We start from the raw sequence: 19,693 nt of genomic DNA on the forward strand, positions 1-19,693 counted from the left end.
GGGGGCCACACGTGACATCATGGATTGACATGGCGCTGAAGCAGCGCTTGCTGGTGGCTGTATTGACCCTCTGCCTGACCGGCGCAGGCATTTGGGCATTCAATGGGCTGCCGATTGACGCGTTCCCGGATGTGTCGAGCACACAGGTGAAAATCATTCTGAAAGCCCCGGGGCTCACGCCCAATGAGGTGGAAACACGGGTGACCAGCCTGGTTGAACAAGAAATGCTGGGCATTCCTCACCAGGTCATGCTGCGTTCGCAGTCGAAGTATGCAATTGCTGACATCACCGTGGATTTTGCCGAGGGCACCGATATTTATTGGGCCCGTCAACAAGTGACCGAGCGCTTGGGTGGTGCCATGGATGCATTGCCCAAAGACATTGTCGGTGGGCTTGCGCCCATCACCACACCGCTGAGCGAAATGTTCATGTTCACGGTGGACGGCCCACAAACCCTGAGCGAGCGGCGCCTGGTGCTGGACCGTGTTATTCGCCCGCAACTGCGCAGCATTGAAGGCGTGGCCGATGTGAATTCACTCGGCGGCTTTGTGCGCAGCTTTGTGGTGGTGCCCCAACTGGAAGCCTTGGGCGCCCGTGCTTTAACGCTGGACGACCTGATCACCGCCATTGATGACAACAACCAAAACGACGGTGCTGGACGCCTGACCCGAGGCAGTGAAGCACTGCTGGTTCGTAGCGAGGGTCGGGTCCGCAACCTGGACGAACTGGGCCAACTCGTGGTGAGCCGACGCGGTGGTGCGTTGGTGCGAGTGTCCGATGTGGCCGAACTGCGGCTGGAAGGTCTGACCCGTTACGGCGCCGTCACCGAGAACGGTGATCATGAAACGGTGGAAGGCCTGGTTCTGGGCTTGCGGGGTGCAAACGCACGACAGCTGGTGGAACACGTGGACCAGCGACTCAAGGAGATTCAGAAAACCCTGCCAGAAGGCATGGTGATCACACCGTTCTACAACCGGGGCACCCTGGTGGACAAGGCGGTGGGTACAGTCAGCAAAGCATTGATGGAAGCCATCGTGCTGGTGCTGGCCCTTCTGGTGGTGTTTTTGGGCAATCTGCGAGCTGCGCTGGTGGTGGCGGTGATTCTGCCCCTGTCGGCCCTGGGCACTTTTCTGCTGATGCGTTGGGTGGGACTGTCTGCCAACCTGATGTCACTGGGCGGCTTGGCGATTGCCATCGGCATGCTGGTGGATGCTGCGGTGGTGGTGGTCGAAAACATCGAGTCACACCAGAGTGAGGTCTCTCATCGGTCTTTCATCGACAGCATTCGTGCGGCCTGCGCCGAGGTGGCCGTGCCCATTACAGCGGGCATTTTGATCATCATGACCGTGTTCTTGCCATTGCTCACCCTGGAAGGTTTGGAAGGCAAGCTGTTCTCGCCTGTGGCGCTGACGATTGTGTTTGCGCTGGGCAGCTCGTTGCTGTTGTCGCTCACCGTGATTCCGGTGCTGTCGAGTTTCGCGCTCAAGGCGGGGCACCATGAAGTGCCTCGTGTTGTTCAGTGGCTGGAACAACATTACAGCCGTATTTTAACCAAGGCTTTGCGGCACCCACGTTACCTGCTGGGTGGTGCTGTGGCCAGCTTGGTGCTGGCCGTGTTGGCCTTGGGCGGCGTGGGCAAAAGCTTTATCCCCTCGCTGGATGAAGGCGACATCATCATGCAGGTGGAAAAGCTGCCCTCCATCTCACTGGCCGAGTCTGTGAACATTGACCTGCTGTTGCAAAAAGCCATTCGCGACAAAGTGCCCGAAGTAGAGCGCATTGTTGCCCGGGTGGGTTCTGATGAGCTGGGCTTGGACCCCATGGGGTTGAACGAAACCGACACCTTCATGGTGCTCAAACCCCATGAAGCATGGCGTTTTAAAACCAAGGACGACCTGATTGATGCCATTCGCGTTGCAGTGGCTGACATACCCGGTGTGAATGTGGGTTTTACCCAGCCCATTGAAATGCGCACCAGCGAAATGCTGTCGGGTGTGCGGGGTGACTTGGCCGTCAAACTGTTTGGCCCAAACTTGGGCAAGCTCAATGAATTGGCCCAGAAAACCGTGAAGCTGCTGGAATCCATTCAAGGTGCACAGGATGTACAAACCAGCCAAGCCGATGGCGTGGAATACCTGCGGGTGAACCTGAACCCGCTCGCCATGGGCAGTGCCGGGTTAAGCACACACACAGTGCAAGCGTCGCTGAGACGCTTGATCGATGGCGTAAAGATTGCAGAAACCATCGAGAACAACCAGCGCATCCCCATCCTTCTGCGGGCCAGCGACATCAACCTGAATAGTTTGGAAGCCCTCCGGCTGCCCAACCACGATGGCCAATTGGTACCGCTGGGCAGCCTGGCCACACTGACCGAAGAAAGCGGCCCGGTGCGTATTGACCGTGAAAACGCCTCCCGGATGAGTGTGGTGCGCAGCAACGTCCATGGACGTGATCTGGTGGGCTTTGTGGAGGAGGCCAAGGTCCGCTTCGCCCAGGATATTCCATTGCCCGCAGGTTATCGCGTGACGTGGGGCGGTCAATTCGAAAATCAGCAACGTGCCGCCAAACGACTGGGCACCGTCATTCCGCTCGCATTGGGTCTGATTTTGCTGATTCTGCATTTCACGTTGGGCAGCTTCCGCCAAGCGTTGTTGGTGTTGTGCAATGTGCCCTTTGCCATGGTGGGCGGAGTATTCGCACTGTTCATCACCCGGGAGTATTTGTCGGTGCCCGCCACGGTGGGATTTATTGCCTTGATGGGGATTGCGGTGCTCAATGGCTTGGTGATGCTCTCGGAGTTCAACCGATTGTTGAGCGCGGGCGAACCCATCGACCGTGCAGTCCGACTGGGTGCGGTGCGCCGATTAAGACCTGTGTTGATGACCGCCAGCATTGCCGCCCTCGGCCTATTGCCCCTGCTGTTTGCCACAGGCCCGGGCTCTGAAATTCAAAAACCCTTGGCCATTGTGGTCACCGGTGGGCTGGTGTCGGCCACTGCACTGACCCTACTGTTGATGCCCAGCTTGTTTGAACGTTTTGGTGTTGGCAAAACAAGTCCCAAAACGTCCGGAGCCCATCCCCATGTTCACTAAAGCACGCCCTGTCCGCTTATCGCTCTTGGGTCTTTTCATCGCGTCGACCATCCACATGGCCCACGCCACGGATGAATCGGCCCCCACAGAGATGGACCTTCTTCAACTCAAAAGCCATGCCGAAGCTGTGTTGCCGCCATTGGCCATTGGCAAACAGGCGATTGAACAAAGCCTGACTCACCAATCTGGCCTTCAGGATGCGAAAATGCAGGAAGCCGAGGCCCAATTGCGCGCCGTTGGCGAGCACGAGTGGACAGTGAATGCGGCAACCCGTCAGCGGCGCTTTCGCATGGACGGCACGCGGGCCAACGATTACGAGGTGGGCGTATCCCGGGGGTTGCGCTTGCCTGGCAAGGTGACACTGGACAATCGCCTGAGTGAACAGCACCGTGCCTTGGCAGACACACTGGCCGAGGACAGTTGGCATGAAGCCAGCCGATTGATGGTGAACCGCGTCTTGGAATGCCGAAAAGCGGCCCAACTCCTGGCGATCAGCACGGTCAATGTGAAGGCGCAAACTGTGTTTGTCAACCAGCAAACGCAACGGGTCAAGCAGGGCGATATTCCCGCCATCGAGCTTATGCACAGTGAAAACGAGCTGCAACGCATGCGCAAGGACGAGCAGGCCGCCCGCATCCAACTGTTGCAGCTTCGGGCGGCTCTCGAAACAGATTTTCCGACACTTGCTGCAACATCCCCAGGCGCATTGAATGAGCCTTGTTCGGATCAAACCTTGTCCACCCCGTGGCCAGACATCAGCCCAACCAGTCAGGCTGCATTGATTGCGCGACTGCAGTCAGAAAACCATGCCTTGCGGCTGCTTGAACAACAAGCCCAGTTGGCCAAACTGACCAGCGAGCGAAGCCGTCTGGATGAACATGCAGACCCCACCGTCGGCCTGAGTGTGACCACCGAACAGAGCAACCTGGAGCGCATTCTGGGGGTACAGGTGTCTATCCCGATCGGCGGCGCAGCACGACAATCCCGAACGGCTTTGGCCCAGGCGCAAAGCCAGCGGTTGTCTCTGGAAGCCCTGCAGCTGCGACGCAATGTGGCCAACAGCGCCCGCCTTGCCTTGGCGCAATACGAGGCCTTGCGGGCGCAGTACGCATTGGCGCAGGCGAGCTTACATACCCAGGAACTGTTGGTGGAAAAACGCCTGCGAGGCTACACGCAGGGCGAGGTAACACACACCGACCTGAACCTGGCTCAACAAGCGCTGAACATCGCACGGCGAGAGGCGGTTGAAAGCCAGTTTGCGCTCGACACCCAAGGCACCCTATTGATGATTGATGCGCACTGGTTGCTGCAAATGGACGAGCATCACCCTTGACCGCAGGCCGCTGCAATCAGCGGGTTTTGAAATACTGCTCACATTTGGTGGATTTCATTTCAAAAGCCATGCTCATCACACAAAACAAGTCGTCATGGCTCAAGGGAACGTCCTTGTAGCGCTTCAGCTCGTCGCGTGGAAATTGGAAATGCTGCCCCGTCCACACAATGGCGGGTACATGCACTTGCGCCCGGGGCGCGATGGCCTTGGGGGCACCATGCAAATACATGCCAAACTCGCCCAGGCTTTCGCCATGGTCGCTCACGTAAAGCATGGCTGTTTCGTGTGAATGGTCGTGGCGCTTGAGAAAGCCAATCACCTGCGCCAAGAAATGGTCGGTGTAAAGGATTGCGTTGTCGTATGCATTGATGATTTGTTCGTTGCTGCAATTGGACAGCTCATTGGTTTCACACACCGGCTTAAAGCGCTCAAATGCTTGGGGGTAGCGTTTGTAGTAGGCTGGGCCGTGGTTGCCCATTTGGTGAAGCACAATCAGGATGTCTTTGTCCGCATGCCGCTTCACATAGTCTTCCAGGCCATCGAGCATGCCAACATCCCGGCATTCTTCATCGCATTGTTTATTGGTGGCCGGGGTTTTGAAATCTTCGTAATCCACGCGCAGGGCAACACCCTTGGAATCTGAATTGTTGTCACGCCACAGCACCTGAACCCCAGCGGCTTTCAGGGTGTCCAGCAGGTTGGTGTGCTTCTGCCCTTCTTTGCTAGAGTACTGGTCTGCACCCAAGCCAGAAAACATGCAGGGCACCGACACTGCGGTGGAGGTTCCGCACGAGGTCACATCTGAAAAGCTCAACACATCCAGCTTGGACAATTCGGGGTTGGTGTTGCGTGCATACCCATTGAGCGAAAAATGGTCTGCACGGGCGGTTTCGCCGACCACCAAAATCACCAGTTCTTTGTGATCGGCTTCTTCGACAATTTTTGCGTCTGGGGCAATTGCAGCACGAATCGCTGGGGCACCCGAGTCCACCGTTTGCGCCACAAACTTGAGGAGGGACGTGACTGGGTATCCGGGGTTGGCGTAATAGCGAATGCTTTTGTGCTCCCGCAGAAACGAGGCATACTGACTGGAAAATGGGGCGACTGCCAACAGCACCGCCAACACCACACTGGCCAGCATGACAGCCAGCGATTTGAAGTGACCCTTCCACGGCAACGGGGGAGTCAAACTTCGAACCACCCACACGGCCGGCAACAGGCCCAACAGCAGATAGCCCAACATGCGCAGGTTAAACAAATCGGAGGCCTCGGACACATTGGTTTGCGTGAGGTTTTCCAACATGGAGGTGTCAATCACCGTGCCATAGTGGTCCATGAAATAGGCCGAGGAGGCACCCGCCAACAGCACAAACGCCAACCACCACCGCGCCAGCCGCCCGTGGGCAAACACCGCCAGCAGCAACACATGCAAGGCCGTAAAAAACACCGCCACAGACAGCACAAACCCGACTTGGGACATGCCTGGATAGGTTTTCAGCAAAGTCTTGAAAAATGCCAGATTCAGGAACAGGGTCATGAAGATTGCCACTGCGACCAGGCGCTTGTGCAATCGGCTTACGTGCTTGAACATCCGTGAGGGCTCGAAGAATGAATAAAAATGAATGCTGAAATGTACCATGTGTTCAAATGCAGCATGGCGCATTCTTTCAGGCTGGTCTTAAGGAATCATTAAGGTTTATTCACCAACAAATTCCGAGCACTTGCAGGGCCGGCGGTGTCGGCAACCAATCCAGCAGTCGGCCAACCATCACGGCCAGACCCAATAAAATCAGCCCACCACTGGCGCGGTTTAAGGTTCGCTCGGGCAAACGCCCTGCCAGGTGTTGCCGCACACGGGCCATGGTGTGCATGCCTACGCCGGTCAACAGGGCGAAAACCGCCATGAGCACAGCCCCTTGCAAGGCACTGCCGCCCAAATAAGCCAGGGCGAGCGCAGACCACAGCACCCCGCAGGGCAGCAATGGCCACAATACACCGGCGGTCCAAGCCGATGATGGGGTGGGTTGTTCTGCGCCAAGCCGTCGGGACAAAACCGGAGACAGGCGAATGGCCGTTTCATTGCTTGCGCCCACCAACGGTCGACCCCACACCAGCAGCACCGTGGCCGACAAAGCCAAGGCTGCCATCAACATCCAGTGCAATGCCTGCAACATGGGCAGCCGCTGCCAGGCCAGTTGAGCCAAGCCCATGGACGCACCGCCCACCAATGCACCGGCTGCGCTATAGGCCACGCCACGCCCGATGAAAAACCGCTGCCGCAGCGCCGGCAACGCCATCCATGGCCGGGCCAGACCACAGGCACACATGGTGGCGCAATGCGGGCTGGCCAACAGGCTGAGCGCAACCATGGACAACAGGAGGGACAGGCTGATCATGTCAAAGCAGCTTGCTGCGTTGAATTTGGGTTTTGCCAATGTACGCGTCGAAGCACATGGCCATGGGACGCACAAACAGCCAACCGGTATCGGTCACACGGAGTCCATCGGGCAGACGCTCAATCAATCCAGCTTTAACAAATGGCACTAGCTGAGCCAGCTCATGGTCAAAGTGGGTCTGAAAATCCAGCCAGAATGCCTCAGAGAAATCACCGAAATGGATTTCGCCCTGGCACAGCAAGGCCATGATGGCGGCGTGGCGCAGGTTGTCTTCGCGGGTGCCCTCGTGGCCGCGAAACACCGCCAGCTCGCCCCGCGAAATTCGGTCCTCATACTCGGGCAATTCCCGCACGTTTTGCACCAGCACATTGCCCACCTTGCTGATGGCGCTCACGCCCAGGCCAATCAGGTCCGCCTCGGGCTGAGTGGTATAGCCCTGGAAATTTCGGTGCAAACGGCCCTGCCGCTTGGCCACGGCCAGCGGGTCTTGCGGTTTGGCAAAATGGTCCATGCCAATGTGCTCATACCCAGCGGTCTGCATGCGTTCAATCGCCATGCGCAACAGGGCAACCCGGGTGGCTGCATCCGGCAAATCGGCATCGTGAATGCGCCGTTGCGGCTTAAACCGGCTGGGCAGGTGCGCGTAGCCGTACAAGGCCACACGGTCTGGCACCAGGTCAATCAATTGGTCCAGTGTGCTGGCAAAACTGCGTGGGGTTTGCTTGGGCAAACCGTGAATCAGGTCCACATTGATGGATTCAAAGCCCAAGCGCCGGGCGGCCTTTAGCAACACCTGTACGCTCTCGAATGTTTGCTCGCGGTGCACGGCTTTTTGCACATCTGGATCGAAATCCTGCACACCAAAACTGATGCGATTAAACCCTAGGCTGCGCAGGTGGAGAAGGCGGTTTTCGTTGACTGTGCGTGGGTCTACTTCAATCGACATCTCAGCCTTGGCTGAAAACCGAAAAATGCGCTTCAGGCCCTCGACCAAGCCGAGCAATTCACTGTCGGACAGAAAAGTGGGCGTACCGCCCCCCATGTGAAATTGCGTGACAGGGCTTAAGCCAGTTGGCGCAATGCGCGCCACCATCAAGGCCTCTTTCTCCAGCCGGCTCAGGTATTGGGTGGCACGGTCGTGCTTTTTGGTCACCACTTTGTTGCACGCGCAGTAGTAGCAAACCGACTCGCAGAATGGCACATGCACATACAGTGACAAGGGGCGCTTCAAACCACCGACACAGCGGGCCTTCAGCGCATCGGTGAGGGCGGCTGCACCCACCGACTCCACACACTGGTCAATGGTGGGGTATGAGGTGTACCGGGGGCCAGGCCGATCAAACTGGGTCAAGAGGGCCGACAAATCCCCCTTGATCGGCAATTTGACAGCCGCGGGGTTCGGGTAAAGTCCAGGGTTGAACGGAAGAATGTCGGCGCTCATGGGGTGATCAATTCATGTCAATGAGAACACTGTGCCCGACATTTCAATGCGGCATCTTGATCTGAATCAAGGGCTGAGTACAATGACCCTAAACCACACCACCGAGGGCACCATGCAAGCGGACCCCTGTCGTGTCACTTTGACCGAATTGAAAAACAACTGCTCAAATTGCAACTTGCGTGATTTGTGCATGCCCGTGGGTTTGAAGCCCGCCGAACTGGAGCAGTTGGATCAGTTGGTGAGCGCGCGCCGCCGGGTCCACAAGGGCGAACACCTGTTTCGCACCGGTGACACCTTCCACAGCATGTATGCGGTTAAAACAGGTACTTTCAAAACCGTCATCAACAATGCCGATGGCAGCGAGCAAGTCATCGGTTTTCAGATGACCGGTGAAATTTTGGGCCTGGATGGGTTGGGGGCAAGCCAACACATGTGCGATGCGGTGGCCCTGGAAGACTCGGAGGTTTGCAACATTCCCTACGATTCACTGGACGAGCTGTCGCAGCAGTTTCACACCCTGCAGATGCACTTTCACCGCATCATGGGCCGCGAAATTGTGAAAGACCAAAGTGTGATGTTGCTCTTGGGCAGCATGCGGGCCGAGCAGCGCTTGGCCGCATTTTTGGTCAATTTGTCTGAACGGCAAAAGGCACGCGGCTTTTCAAGCCGTGACATGGTGCTGCGCATGACCCGCGAAGAAATGGGCAGCTACCTCGGCCTGAAAATTGAAACCGTGAGCCGCACGCTCAGCAAACTGCAAAAAGATGCGCTCATTCGCATCGATCAGAAAAACCTGTCAATTTTGAACGCAACCGGTCTTCAAGCCTTGGCCACAGGTCGGCTGCACTAAACCGGTTTTTTCAGTGGTGGATGCGGTCTTCGCCGTGACGGTGAAACCCACTTTGTGATGGGGCTCGCTCACGATGGTTTCCGGGTTGCTCATGGCAATCCACAGGGTGGCAAACCCAGCGATCACCACCGCACCCGGCAGGCACAGCACCAGCCACATCCAGGGCTCTTTCCAGAAGGGCTGGCTCGCAGTGTTTGAAATCATGGTGTTCTCCTGAACAGGGGTTAATTCGGGGCCAAAAAGGTGGCTTGCTCGTTCACGGGTTTGATGCCGTCGCCTTGTAACTGGAATTGAAAGTGGTTGGCACCCGCCTGCAACACATCGGGGTTGCCTTGCACCCGCACCACCACCCAACGGCTTTCTGAGGGCAGTACCTCAAAGCGGTCGGCTTCGACCACGCGGTAATCCCCATCGCCTTGGGCTTTCACCGTGACTTGCAGGGTGTGCTCGGTGGTGTTCATCATCATCAGTCGGTAAACATTTTCAATGCGGCCATCGTCCACCAGGCGGTAGTTCACAGAACGGTCCCGCACCACGTCCACCCGCAATTCGGGGCGCATGGCAATGCCAGCGGCCAAAGCCGCAATCAAACTCCACAGCACAGCGGTGTACACCAGCACGCGGGGGCGCAAGGCACGCTGCAACATCTGCCGAGCACTCCAGCCCTGCTGAACCGCATTTTGGGTGCTGTACTTCACCAGTCCACGGGCATAGCCCATTTTGTCCATCACCTGGTCGCACACGTCCACACAAGCTGCGCAACCGATGCATTCATATTGCAGGCCCTTGCGGATATCAATGCCGGTTGGGCACACCTGCACACACAAGGTACAGTCCACACACGACCCCAAACCCAAGGTGGCGGGGTCGGCTTTTTTGCTGCGGCTACCCCGGGGCTCGCCGCGCTGTGCGTCGTACGTAATCAGCAGGGTGTCTTTGTCGAACATGGCGCTCTGGAAGCGGGCATAGGGGCACATGTACTTGCACACCTGCTCGCGCATAAAGCCCGCATTGCCGTAGGTGGCCACACTGTAAAACGCAATCCAGAACAGTGACCAACCACCCAACTGCAAAGCCAGGGTGTCGTGCCACAAGACACGAATGGGCGTGAAATAACCCACGAAGGTAAAACCGGTCCACACTGCAAACACAATCCAGCTGAATTGTTTGGCACTGGTCTTGAGGATGCGCTCAGCGGTCCAAGGGCCTGCAGACAATCGCAGGCGAGCACTTCGATCCCCTTCAAAGGTGCGCTCAAACCACAGGAAAATCTCGGTGTACACGGTCTGTGGGCAGGCATACCCACACCACACGCGGCCTGCCACTGCAGTGAACAGAAACAGGCTGAGTGCGCTCACAATCAACAGGCCGGTGAGGAAGATGAAATCTTGCGGGTAAAATACCAAGGGGCCCAACAAAAAGCGGCGGGACTCCACATCAAACAGCACCGCTTGCCGCCCATTCCACTGTAGCCATGCTGTGCCGTAATACGCCAGCTGGGTCAACCACACCATCACCCAACGGGCCCTTGCAAAGGGGCCGTGCACCGTGCGGGGCACCACCTTGTCATCGGCTTTGAACAGGCTCACCACCTGAGCCTGGGGTTCTGGTGTGATGTGCATGGTTATTCCTGGTGGGAGAACCGCCACACATAGCTGGCCACCACGCGGATTTGCTCGGGGGTCAACAGGTTGGCGTGGCTGGGCATGTGGTTTTCACGGCCATTGCGAATGGTCTCCAAAATCACCTTCTCACTGCCGCCATACAACCAAACGCGGTCCGTCAGGTTGGGGGCTCCCAAAGCAGGATTGCCCTTGCCGTCGGCACCGTGGCAGGCTGCGCAAATTTCCTTGAATTTGGCACGGCCCAGTTGGGCTCTCAGTGAATCATTGTCGCGACCGGACAAGCTGAGCACATACTGCGCCACAGCTCGCTGGTCTTCACTGCTGCCCACCGCAGCCGCCATGGAAGGCATGGCGCCGTTTCGGCCTTGCTCAATCGATACACGAATGGTTTCGGGTTCTCCGCCGTACAACCAATCACTGTCGGTCAGGTTGGGAAAGCCTTTGCTGCCGCGACCATCTGATCCGTGACACTGCGCACAGTTGTTGAGGAAAATGCGCTGCCCCATGTCCACAGCTTTGGGGTGCTTGGCCATGTCTTCCAGACTGAGCTGGGCAAATTCTGCAAACAGTGGGGCGGCCTTGGCCTCCACTGCAGCGCGTTCCCGGGTGTATTCATCTTTGGATGTCCACTTGGATGAACCGTCCACCACCACCAAGCCGGGGTACCAGGTCAGATAGCCCACAGCAAACAACAAGGTGAGCACAAACAGGCCCATCCACCAACGGGGCATGGGGTTGTTCAGTTCTTGCAGGTCTTCGTCCCACACATGGCCGGTTGAATTGGATGCCACATCCAGACTCACCTTGAGCTTTTTCTTGGCCTGGGAAAACAAAAATACACCGCAGGCCACAATGCTCACCACCGTCACCGCTGCAACAGCCCAGGCCACAGCCTTGATTTGAAAGTCGTTCATGGACGGTCTCCGTCAGCGAAATCCGTGTCGTCATCGTGAATCACCCGCATGGAGACTTCCTGAAACTCCTGGTCTCGCTTGCGGCTGTAGCTCCACACCACAATGCCCACAAACAATCCAAATGCAGCCACGGTGATGGCTTCTCGCCAAAACATGACGTCACTCAGCATCACATCATTGAGCAGGTTCATGGTTTCGCTCCCTGGTTTTGTTGCGCTTGGGCGGTTTCAACAGGCTGACGAACACCCATGCCTTGCAGGTAGGCGATCAGCGCATCCAGTTCCGACTTGCCTTTCAACAACTCGGGTGCCAGGGCAATGTCGGCATCGGTGTAAGGCACGCCCACTTTGCGCAGTGCCCGCATGTGGGTTTGCATCTCGTCCGCATCCAGTTTTTTTCCGGCCAGCCACGAGTAGGCTGGCATGTTGGACTCGGGCACCACGTCCCGTGGGTTTTTTAGGTGGATGCGATGCCATTCATCGGTGTAACGTCCACCCACCCGGGCCAGGTCGGGGCCTGTGCGCTTGCTGCCCCATTGGAACGGGTGGTCATACACAAATTCGCCTGCGGTGGAGAAGGGGCCGTAGCGCAGTGTTTCAGCACGGAAGGGGCGAATCATTTGCGAGTGGCAGTTGTAACAGCCCTCTTTCAGATACACATCGCGACCCGCCAAGCGCAGGGCGTTGTAAGGCACCACACCGGGCTCGGGCAGGGTGGTGGATTGCTGAAAGTACAGCGGGACAATTTCCACCGCCCCGCCAACCGACACCACCAACAACACCAAAACCAGCATCAGCCAAGAGTTGGTTTCAATTTTTTCGTGATTCAGGCTCATGGTTTGATCCTCAACAACTCAGTGAACAGGCACTGCATGGGCCAGGCCAGGCAGGGGCGGAATTTTCGCGTTCACTGCACGCCCGGCTCGAATGGTCATCCACACGTTCCAGGCCATCACCAACATGCCGGTGACATACAGCACACCGCCCAAAAATCGCACCACGTAGTAGGGGTAGGTGGCTTTCACACTTTCCACAAAGCTGTAGGTCAGCGTGCCATCGGGGTTGAGGTCGCGCCACATCAGGCCTTGCATCACACCGGCAATCCACATGGCGGCGATGTACAACACAATGCCGATGGTGCTTACCCAGAAGTGCACTTCAATGGCCTGCTTGCTGTGCATGTGGGTTTGACCAAACAGGCGGGGCACCATGTAATACAGCGAACCCATGGTGATGAAGCCCACCCAGCCCAATGCACCGCTGTGCACGTGGCCGATGGTCCAATCGGTGTAATGCGACAGGGCATTCACGGTTTTGATGGACATCATGGGGCCTTCAAACGTACTCATGCCGTAGAAGGACAGGGACACAATCAGGAAGCGCAAAATAGGGTCATCCCGCAGTTTGTGCCAGGCTCCACTCAGCGTCATGATGCCGTTGATCATGCCGCCCCAGCTGGGTGCCAACAAAATCAGCGAGAACACCATGCCGATGGACTGGGTCCAATCGGGCAGGGCGGTGTAATGCAGGTGGTGGGGGCCCGCCCACATGTACGTGAAAATGAGTGCCCAGAAATGAACAATCGACAAGCGGTAGGAATACACCGGCCGGCCCACTTGCTTTGGTATGTAGTAATACATCATGCCCAGAAAGCCGGCGGTGAGGAAAAAGCCCACTGCATTGTGGCCGTACCACCACTGCACCATGGCGTCCTGCACACCGGCATACACCGAGTAGCTTTTCATCCAGCCAGCGGGAATGGCTGCACTGTTGACCACATGCAATAAAGCGACTGCAATAATGAATGCACCATAAAACCAATTGGCCACGTAAATGTGCTTCACCTTGCGAATAGCCAAGGTGCCAAAAAACACGGCGGCATAAGCCAACCAGGTGAAGGTGATCAACACATCAATCGGCCATTCCAGTTCGGCGTATTCCTTGCCCTGGGTATAGCCCATGGGTAGAGATATTGCGGCCGCCACAATCACCAACTGCCAACCCCAAAAGTGGAAGGCAGCCAACTTGTCGGAAATCAAGCGCACGTTGCAAGTGCGCTGCACCACGTAGTAAGAGGTGGCGAACAAAGCACAACCCCCGAACGCGAAAATCACCGCGTTGGTGTGCAAGGGGCGCAGGCGGCCATAACCAAGCCACGCCACCCCCTGCCCCAACTGGGGCCATGCCAGTTGGGCTGCAATCCAGCAGCCCACGGCCATGCCCACCACGCCCCAAAGCACGGCCGCCAGTGCAAACTGACGCACCACCGTGTAGTTGTATTCTGTGTGTTGTGAGGGATTGCTCACGGAAAGCTCCGACATCGGAATTCAGGAGCTTTCAGGATGCGCGCTTTGGGTCAAACGCGCCTTGATGTACATCAAGGGTTGTCGTTGTCTTTCAAAATGAAGTGCGCTTCGTCTTCGTGCACCTCAAACTGGCCCGATTTCACCGCCCAAAACAAGGCCACGCCCACCACCAACAACAGGGCAACACTGAGGGGGATCAGCAAGAGGAGAATATTCACCGGGCCTCCACAGGGTTGGGTGTGCGCAGTCGGAGTGCATTGGCCACCACCACCGCACTGCTTAAGCCCATGCCCAACGCCGCCATCCATGGCGACAACAGATTGGCCATGGCCAGCGGCAAAGCCACGGCATTGTAGAGCATGGCCCAGAACAGGTTTTGCGAGCTCAATCGATGAGCCTGTTGGGCTATTGTAAGTAAATGCACAACCGCCTGCAAACCAGGTTTCATCAAGAGAAAGTCAGACTGCTCGGCACTCAGGGTACTGGCGCCGCAGGCCGCCACAGCAATGTCTGCTTGGGCAAAGGCGGCGGCATCGTTCAAGCCATCACCCAGCATCAAGACCTGGTGGCCTGCTGCCTGCTGTTGGGCAATCCAGCAGGTTTTGTCTTCGGGCGTGAGTCCGCCCAACCGCGCATCAAACACCAGCTGTGGTTGCCAGGATTGCACAGCGTTGGGCTGATCACCAGACAACAACACAACCCGATGACGGTCAGACAAGGCCGTGAGTGCGCAGCTCAGTCCCGGTGAAGGCTTGAGCACAACATCAAACTGCCGAGCAGCCAACACCTTGGGCTCGCCGGAAGCGGCATCGGCAGTTGTCGACAGCACCGCAGCATACACCGAACTCACCGGATCATCAGTCTGGTGCGGCTGAACCTGCCATGCGCTTAAACCCACAAACCGGGCTGAACCCAAGCGCAGCACAACGACCTGCCCTTTGCTCTGCACAGTCGCTGAAATGCCTTTACCGGCCTGCGATTGAATATGATCCAGTCGAACTGTTGAGTCTAGGCTCACGCGATGAGCCTGAGGCAATAACACCTGAACAAGGGCTTTGGACAATGGGTGTGTGGAATGCTGTGCGAGGCACAAAGCCAGCGCATCCAATAACTCTGGCGGCCAAGCATCATCCTGTATTAGGTCCACCGTCTGGTTCAATGTTGCCTCTCGCGTGGTCAGGGTGCCAGTCTTGTCCAAGGCAATGGTGTCTACTGCATGCACATGGTCCAAGGCCTCCGGAGAACGGACCAGCACGCCACTGCCAGCCAGTGAACGAATAGCAAACAGGCGCACCAGTGGCTGGGCCAGGGCCAAGGCACAGGGGCAGGTCACCATCAACACGGCCACCACCGCCGACCACGCCTGTGAGGGTTGATGTTTCACCACCCCCCAATACACCCCACTGGCCAGCGCACAGCATGCCACCACCGCCACAAACAGGGGAATCACGGCATCCAGCAACGCACGGTGTGACGGTTTGCTGCTCAGGGCCTTGCGCAACAGTTGACCCAACTGCCCCAGGCTTGAATTTGCATCCAGCGCAAGCACCGTCATGTTCAGTGAATCACCGAGGTTCCGGCTGCCGGCGTACACCGTGTCGCCCGGCTGTTTGGTCAGCGGCGCCGCCTCGCCCGTTCGCATGGCCTCGTCCACATGCACCTGTTGATCCGCGCGGCCCACCAGTTGTCCATCCACTGGGCTGACCTGTCCGGGCCCCAAGCGGATGGTGTCGCCCTGTTTCAACTGGACCACTGGCCGGTTTTCCCACCCGCCGTCGGTTTTAGCATCCACAGTCAGCGGCACATCGGGTTGCAAGGCGCCCAAATGCTTCAGTGCACGGGCTGTGTGCAAGTTCATCCACCACTGGACCCCCAGCAGCAGCGTGAGCAGCATCGCAATCGAATCAAACCACACGGGTTGGCTGATGTCGTTTAATCGCAGGCTGCTCAAGCCGAAGGCCAACGCCACGGAAACCGACACCAATTGGTCCATCACCAAACGACCATCCAGCACTGCCCGCCAAGCCCGCTGGTGGTAGGGCAACGCGCAATACAGCACCAAAGGCAGGGCAATGACCCACTGCGCCCAGCGCAGCAGCAAGGTTTCTGCATGGCCAATGTCAGCAGTGGAATAGACATACTCCGGTGCGCTGTACATCATGATTTGCATCATGGCGAGCAGGGCCACCAAAAACCGCAGCAAATGGGAGCGCCCCTGGCGAACTTGGCGGCCCACCGCTGGGTCCGGAACATCACTGCCCGAACCGGACAAGGCATAGCCCATGCGCCGGGCACGGTCCACAAACTCGTCGATGGCCTGCGCGCTGCCTGCCACCCAGCTGGCCCAACCACTGGCCGGGTTGACTGAAAACTCATCCAGCCCGGCAATGCGGCCTGCGGCCTGCTCCAGTTCAACAGCACAGGCTGCACAATCCATACCGCTGACACGGGCGTAACCGGTCCAGCGACCATCCGCTCGGCGTGTTTGGATTGTGGACAATAAAACGGCTTGCACCCTGCGTACCCGTGGCTTGAATGAACTCAAACTGCAGCATACGCCCTGGGTGTTGGCAGGGCCTTGATCTGGATCAAGGCCTGGACACCTGCACGGTGACATGGGTGATGGGCAAGTGCGCTTGCTCAATCGCTTGGTGAACATCGCTCACCTGCAGGCTGGCAGACTCCAGCCATGCTGTGGCCGCAAATTTGGCTGAGCCCACCCGCCACACGCGGAGGTCTTTCACCGCACTGGCGGGTAAAGCAGTTAAAACACCGCGCAGTTGCTCAACCACCGGGTCGTTCATTTCGCGGTCCAGCAACACGCGGGCCGATTGCGCCAGCAACCCTTTGGCCCACACGGCCACCAACACGGCACCCACCACGCCCATCACTGGGTCCAGCCAATTCAGCCCGTAAAACCAGGCACCCAGCAGTGCGACAATCGCGAGCACGGAAGTGAGCGCATCGGTCAGCACATGGATGTAGGCCGCTTTCAGGTTAAGGTCATGGTGCTTGTGCCCATGTTCATGGTGGTGATGGTGCTCATGCCCCCGGTGATTCAGAATGAGCGCGCACACGATGTTGATGAGCAGCCCCACCACAGCCACCGCCACGGCTTCGGCATAGTGGATGGACTGCGGTTCAATGAGGCGTTCGACGGAGCCAACCACCATCAACACCGCCACGCCGATGAGGAAGACTGCACTGGCAAAAGCGGCCAACACCTCGATTTTGTAGGTGCCAAATGCAAAGCTGCGGTCATTGGCCAAACGGCGCGAGGTGGCATAGGCAAACGCAGCCAATCCAATGGCCAGCGCATGAGAACTCATGTGCCAGCCATCGGCCAGCAAAGCCATGGAGTTGAACCACAGCCCGGCAGCAATTTCGACCACCATGGTGGCCAGGGTGATCCACATCACCCAGCGGGTGCTTTGCTCCGCTTTCTCACTGCCAGCGTGAAAGGTGTGTGGTTGATCGTGTGTGTGTTTGTGTTCGTGGTGGTGTGACGTCATTTAATGCAAGGTGACGCGGGTCTGCATCCAGGGTTTGTAACCTTCGATGAATGCCTCAATGTCATCCAAGTCGGGTTCCTGCTTGGCCAGGTGTCGAACCTGTTCCCGGAAGCGGTCGGCTGCGTCGCCGTGCAAAAACAACTCCCGCTGGTTGTTTTTGTCCACAATTTCAATGCCGTAGCTGGGTTGCCCCTCGCTCAACACCAAATCGACCACGCAGTAGTACGGGCTATCAATCATCATCAGCATGACAGTTCCTCCCTGATCTCATTGTTCAATGGATATATCGGGTGCGCAAGCCAAAATTCAAGGGCTCACCCATCATTGCCTTCTTTCAACAACACTTCACTGAACCAGGGTTGCCATTGCGGCTCGTTGAGCAGGGCCTGAACCTGTGCCACATGGCTTTGGGAATCCAGCTCCAGGATCAACCAATCGGGCTGGTTTAAACGCAGGGTGCGGCCCAAATGGGTGGACAACATCAGCTTGGAGGAACAGCATGCACAGCCGGGCGCCAGGCGCAGCAGGTGAATACCCTGCGCTTTCAGGGCTTGGTCTGCGTCAAACACCCGTGCCTGTTCTTCAACCGACAACACCGAAAACAGTTCGCTGTTGGCCAACAGGGTGGTTTTGCCTTGCGGGGGCCGCTGCTGCAGCAAACTCTCGATGGCTTGTGCACGCGCTTGGGGGCTGCGGCCAGCCACCAGCCACAGCAGGGTTTTTGTGGGGGAAGGAGCCACCATGTCAGCCTGCCTTATTTGCGCCAAAAGGCGGGGGTGAACAACACCAGGATTGGCAACAGTTCCAGACGCCCCAACAACATGGCAAACGTGCAAACCCAGGTTTGCACATCGGTGAGCACCTGGAAATTGCCAGATGGCCCAACGGCCCCCAAACCGGGGCCCAAGCAGTTGATGGAGGCGATGATGGCAGAGAAAGCGGTGACAGGGTCCAGCCCGGTGAACATCAGCAACATGGACAACACAATCACGCTTAAGCCATACATCAGCATGAACGCCAACACACCGAAAATGACCGCATGGTTGACCGGCATACCGCTGATTCGCACCGGGTTGACAGCGCGGGGGTGCAGGGTGCGGGACAACTCCCGAAATGCCTGCTTGATGAGAATGACCGCCCGCATCATTTTGACACCGCCGCCTGTGGACCCAGCCGCACTGGCCAGGATGCTGAGCAACAGCATCAGCATGGGTGCAAACGCAGGCCATTGGGCATAATCGGTGTTGGCAAAGCCGGTGGTGGACGCCACCGAGATGGTGTTGAACACCGCATAACGAAATGCCTCGGACACCTGCGTGTACTGCTGGTTGGCGAGCAAAAAGGTGGTGATCAGCAAGACTGCACTGCCCAGCAACGCCACCTGCCAACGGGTTTCCGGGCAGTTGAGGTAAGGCTGAATGGATTTGCCCCGCCAGGCGAGAAAGTGAATCGAGAAATTCACCATGGCGATCAACATGAACACCACGGCCACCGCCTCCATCGCCGGAGAATTGAAGTACCCAAAACTGGCATCGTGCGATGAAAACCCGGTGAGCGACATGGTGGAGCCTGCATGCATGAATGCATCCAGCCAACCCATGCCAGCCCAGCGATACGCCAGCACGCAGGCCAGCGAAATCACCAAGTACACCAGGTACAGCGCCCGGGCAGTTTCGGTGATGCGCGGCGTCAGCTTGCTGTCTTTCATCGGGCCGGGCGTTTCGGCCTTGAACACTTGCGAACCACCCACACCCAGCAGCGGCAAAATGGCCACCGCCAGCACCAAAATACCCATGCCACCCACCCAGCACAGCAAGTGCCGCCAGATGTTGATGCTGGCGGGCAACGCATCCAAACCGGTCAACACGGTGGCGCCGGTGGTGGTCAGTGCCGACACCATTTCAAAATAAGCATCGGTGAAACTGAGCTGGGGCAGGTAGAGCACCATCGGGATGCAACACACCGCGGGGATGCCAGTCCACAGGGTGGACACCATGAGAAAACCGTCGCGGGGTTGAAGCTCACGCCGGTAGCGGCGGGTGAGTACATGCATCAACACGCCGGTTACAAAGGTGATGAGAAACCCCGCCAGAAAAGCATGCATGGTGGGCTCATCGTACAGAAAGGCATAGGCCATGGGCACCAGGAAGGTGACCGAGAACAAGGCCAGCGCAAAACCCAAAACCGTCAGCACTGGAAAGAGGGAACGTTTCACAGCCCAGCCC

Annotated in this window: 18 protein-coding genes; 3 read left to right on the forward strand and 15 right to left on the reverse strand. The window is 57.6% G+C overall.

The features are described 5' to 3' along the window. The first annotated feature begins 29 nt into the window (after window positions 1-29). Both VGE55_RS13310 and VGE55_RS13315 read left to right on the forward strand, forming a co-directional pair. On the forward strand, window positions 30-3,092 hold the full coding sequence (locus tag VGE55_RS13310) for a CusA/CzcA family heavy metal efflux RND transporter (protein WP_331132305.1): 3,063 nt from the start codon (window positions 30-32) through the stop codon (window positions 3,090-3,092). Then, window positions 3,082-4,425 carry a TolC family protein gene (locus VGE55_RS13315; RefSeq protein ID WP_331132166.1) on the forward strand — a complete coding sequence of 448 codons (1,344 nt, stop codon included), beginning with the start codon at window positions 3,082-3,084 and terminating at the stop codon, window positions 4,423-4,425. Before VGE55_RS13310 ends, VGE55_RS13315 begins: the two co-directional genes overlap by 11 nt. Before the next feature lie 16 nt (window positions 4,426-4,441). On the opposite strand, the gene VGE55_RS13320 is transcribed toward VGE55_RS13315, so the two are convergent. From VGE55_RS13320 to hemN, 3 genes are all read right to left on the reverse strand, one after another. Further along, window positions 4,442-6,016 (reverse strand): phosphoethanolamine--lipid A transferase, encoded by a 1,575-nt coding sequence (locus VGE55_RS13320; RefSeq protein WP_331132167.1) that lies wholly within the window; start codon window positions 6,014-6,016, stop codon window positions 4,442-4,444. 109 nt (window positions 6,017-6,125) lie between these two features. Beyond that, the gene (locus VGE55_RS13325) at window positions 6,126-6,821 is read right to left on the reverse strand and encodes a sulfite exporter TauE/SafE family protein (protein ID WP_331132168.1); all 696 of its coding nucleotides are present in this window, start codon (window positions 6,819-6,821) and stop codon (window positions 6,126-6,128) included. A gap of 1 nt (window position 6,822) precedes the next feature. Beyond that, entirely contained in the window at window positions 6,823-8,262 is a 1,440-nt protein-coding gene (gene hemN, locus VGE55_RS13330) for an oxygen-independent coproporphyrinogen III oxidase (protein WP_331132169.1), read from the reverse strand. Between the two features lie 82 nt (window positions 8,263-8,344). Here hemN and fnr point away from each other — a divergent pair, with 82 nt between their 5' ends. Beyond that, window positions 8,345-9,112: a fumarate/nitrate reduction transcriptional regulator Fnr gene (gene fnr, locus VGE55_RS13335; RefSeq protein ID WP_414675029.1), complete on the forward strand. Its 768-nt coding sequence runs from the start codon at window positions 8,345-8,347 to the stop codon at window positions 9,110-9,112. Here the strand turns inward: fnr and VGE55_RS13340 are convergent. The 12 genes from VGE55_RS13340 to VGE55_RS13395 all read right to left on the reverse strand — a co-directional run bounded on the left by VGE55_RS13340 (window position 9,059) and on the right by VGE55_RS13395 (window position 19,683). Then, window positions 9,059-9,316, reverse strand: coding sequence for a FixH family protein (locus VGE55_RS13340; protein WP_331132170.1), 258 nt, complete (start codon window positions 9,314-9,316; stop codon window positions 9,059-9,061). The genes fnr and VGE55_RS13340 overlap by 54 nt on opposite strands. A 20-nt stretch (window positions 9,317-9,336) precedes the next feature. Continuing rightward, window positions 9,337-10,734: a cytochrome c oxidase accessory protein CcoG gene (ccoG, locus tag VGE55_RS13345; RefSeq protein ID WP_331132171.1), complete on the reverse strand. Its 1,398-nt coding sequence runs from the start codon at window positions 10,732-10,734 to the stop codon at window positions 9,337-9,339. Window positions 10,735-10,736: 2 nt separating this feature from the next. Then, window positions 10,737-11,651 (reverse strand): cytochrome-c oxidase, cbb3-type subunit III, encoded by a 915-nt coding sequence (gene ccoP / locus VGE55_RS13350; RefSeq protein WP_331132172.1) that lies wholly within the window; start codon window positions 11,649-11,651, stop codon window positions 10,737-10,739. Next, window positions 11,648-11,842 (reverse strand): CcoQ/FixQ family Cbb3-type cytochrome c oxidase assembly chaperone, encoded by a 195-nt coding sequence (locus tag VGE55_RS13355; RefSeq protein ID WP_331132173.1) that lies wholly within the window; start codon window positions 11,840-11,842, stop codon window positions 11,648-11,650. The genes ccoP and VGE55_RS13355 overlap by 4 nt, the downstream gene beginning before the upstream one ends. Continuing rightward, the gene (gene ccoO, locus VGE55_RS13360) at window positions 11,839-12,486 is read right to left on the reverse strand and encodes a cytochrome-c oxidase, cbb3-type subunit II (protein WP_331132174.1); all 648 of its coding nucleotides are present in this window, start codon (window positions 12,484-12,486) and stop codon (window positions 11,839-11,841) included. Before ccoO ends, VGE55_RS13355 begins: the two co-directional genes overlap by 4 nt. An 18-nt stretch (window positions 12,487-12,504) precedes the next feature. Continuing rightward, on the reverse strand, window positions 12,505-13,956 hold the full coding sequence (ccoN, locus tag VGE55_RS13365) for a cytochrome-c oxidase, cbb3-type subunit I (RefSeq protein WP_414675030.1): 1,452 nt from the start codon (window positions 13,954-13,956) through the stop codon (window positions 12,505-12,507). 71 nt (window positions 13,957-14,027) lie between these two features. Further along, window positions 14,028-14,174: a cbb3-type cytochrome oxidase assembly protein CcoS gene (gene ccoS, locus VGE55_RS13370; protein WP_331132176.1), complete on the reverse strand. Its 147-nt coding sequence runs from the start codon at window positions 14,172-14,174 to the stop codon at window positions 14,028-14,030. Next, on the reverse strand, window positions 14,171-16,456 hold the full coding sequence (locus tag VGE55_RS13375; RefSeq protein ID WP_331132177.1) for a cation-translocating P-type ATPase: 2,286 nt from the start codon (window positions 16,454-16,456) through the stop codon (window positions 14,171-14,173). Before VGE55_RS13375 ends, ccoS begins: the two co-directional genes overlap by 4 nt. 88 nt (window positions 16,457-16,544) lie before the next feature. Continuing rightward, window positions 16,545-17,468 carry a CDF family Co(II)/Ni(II) efflux transporter DmeF gene (gene dmeF / locus VGE55_RS13380; protein ID WP_331132178.1) on the reverse strand — a complete coding sequence of 308 codons (924 nt, stop codon included), beginning with the start codon at window positions 17,466-17,468 and terminating at the stop codon, window positions 16,545-16,547. Then, window positions 17,469-17,717: a BTH_I0359 family protein gene (locus tag VGE55_RS13385; RefSeq protein WP_256763264.1), complete on the reverse strand. Its 249-nt coding sequence runs from the start codon at window positions 17,715-17,717 to the stop codon at window positions 17,469-17,471. Window positions 17,718-17,782: 65 nt separating this feature from the next. Next, window positions 17,783-18,211, reverse strand: coding sequence for a GTP-binding protein (locus VGE55_RS13390; protein WP_331132179.1), 429 nt, complete (start codon window positions 18,209-18,211; stop codon window positions 17,783-17,785). A gap of 11 nt (window positions 18,212-18,222) precedes the next feature. Continuing rightward, the gene (locus tag VGE55_RS13395; RefSeq protein WP_331132180.1) at window positions 18,223-19,683 is read right to left on the reverse strand and encodes a TrkH family potassium uptake protein; all 1,461 of its coding nucleotides are present in this window, start codon (window positions 19,681-19,683) and stop codon (window positions 18,223-18,225) included. Between the last annotated feature and the right edge of the window lie 10 nt (window positions 19,684-19,693).

Origin of the sequence: Limnobacter sp., from assembly GCF_036405155.1 — a bacterium.
In the GTDB taxonomy this organism is placed as follows: domain Bacteria; phylum Pseudomonadota; class Gammaproteobacteria; order Burkholderiales; family Burkholderiaceae_B; genus Limnobacter.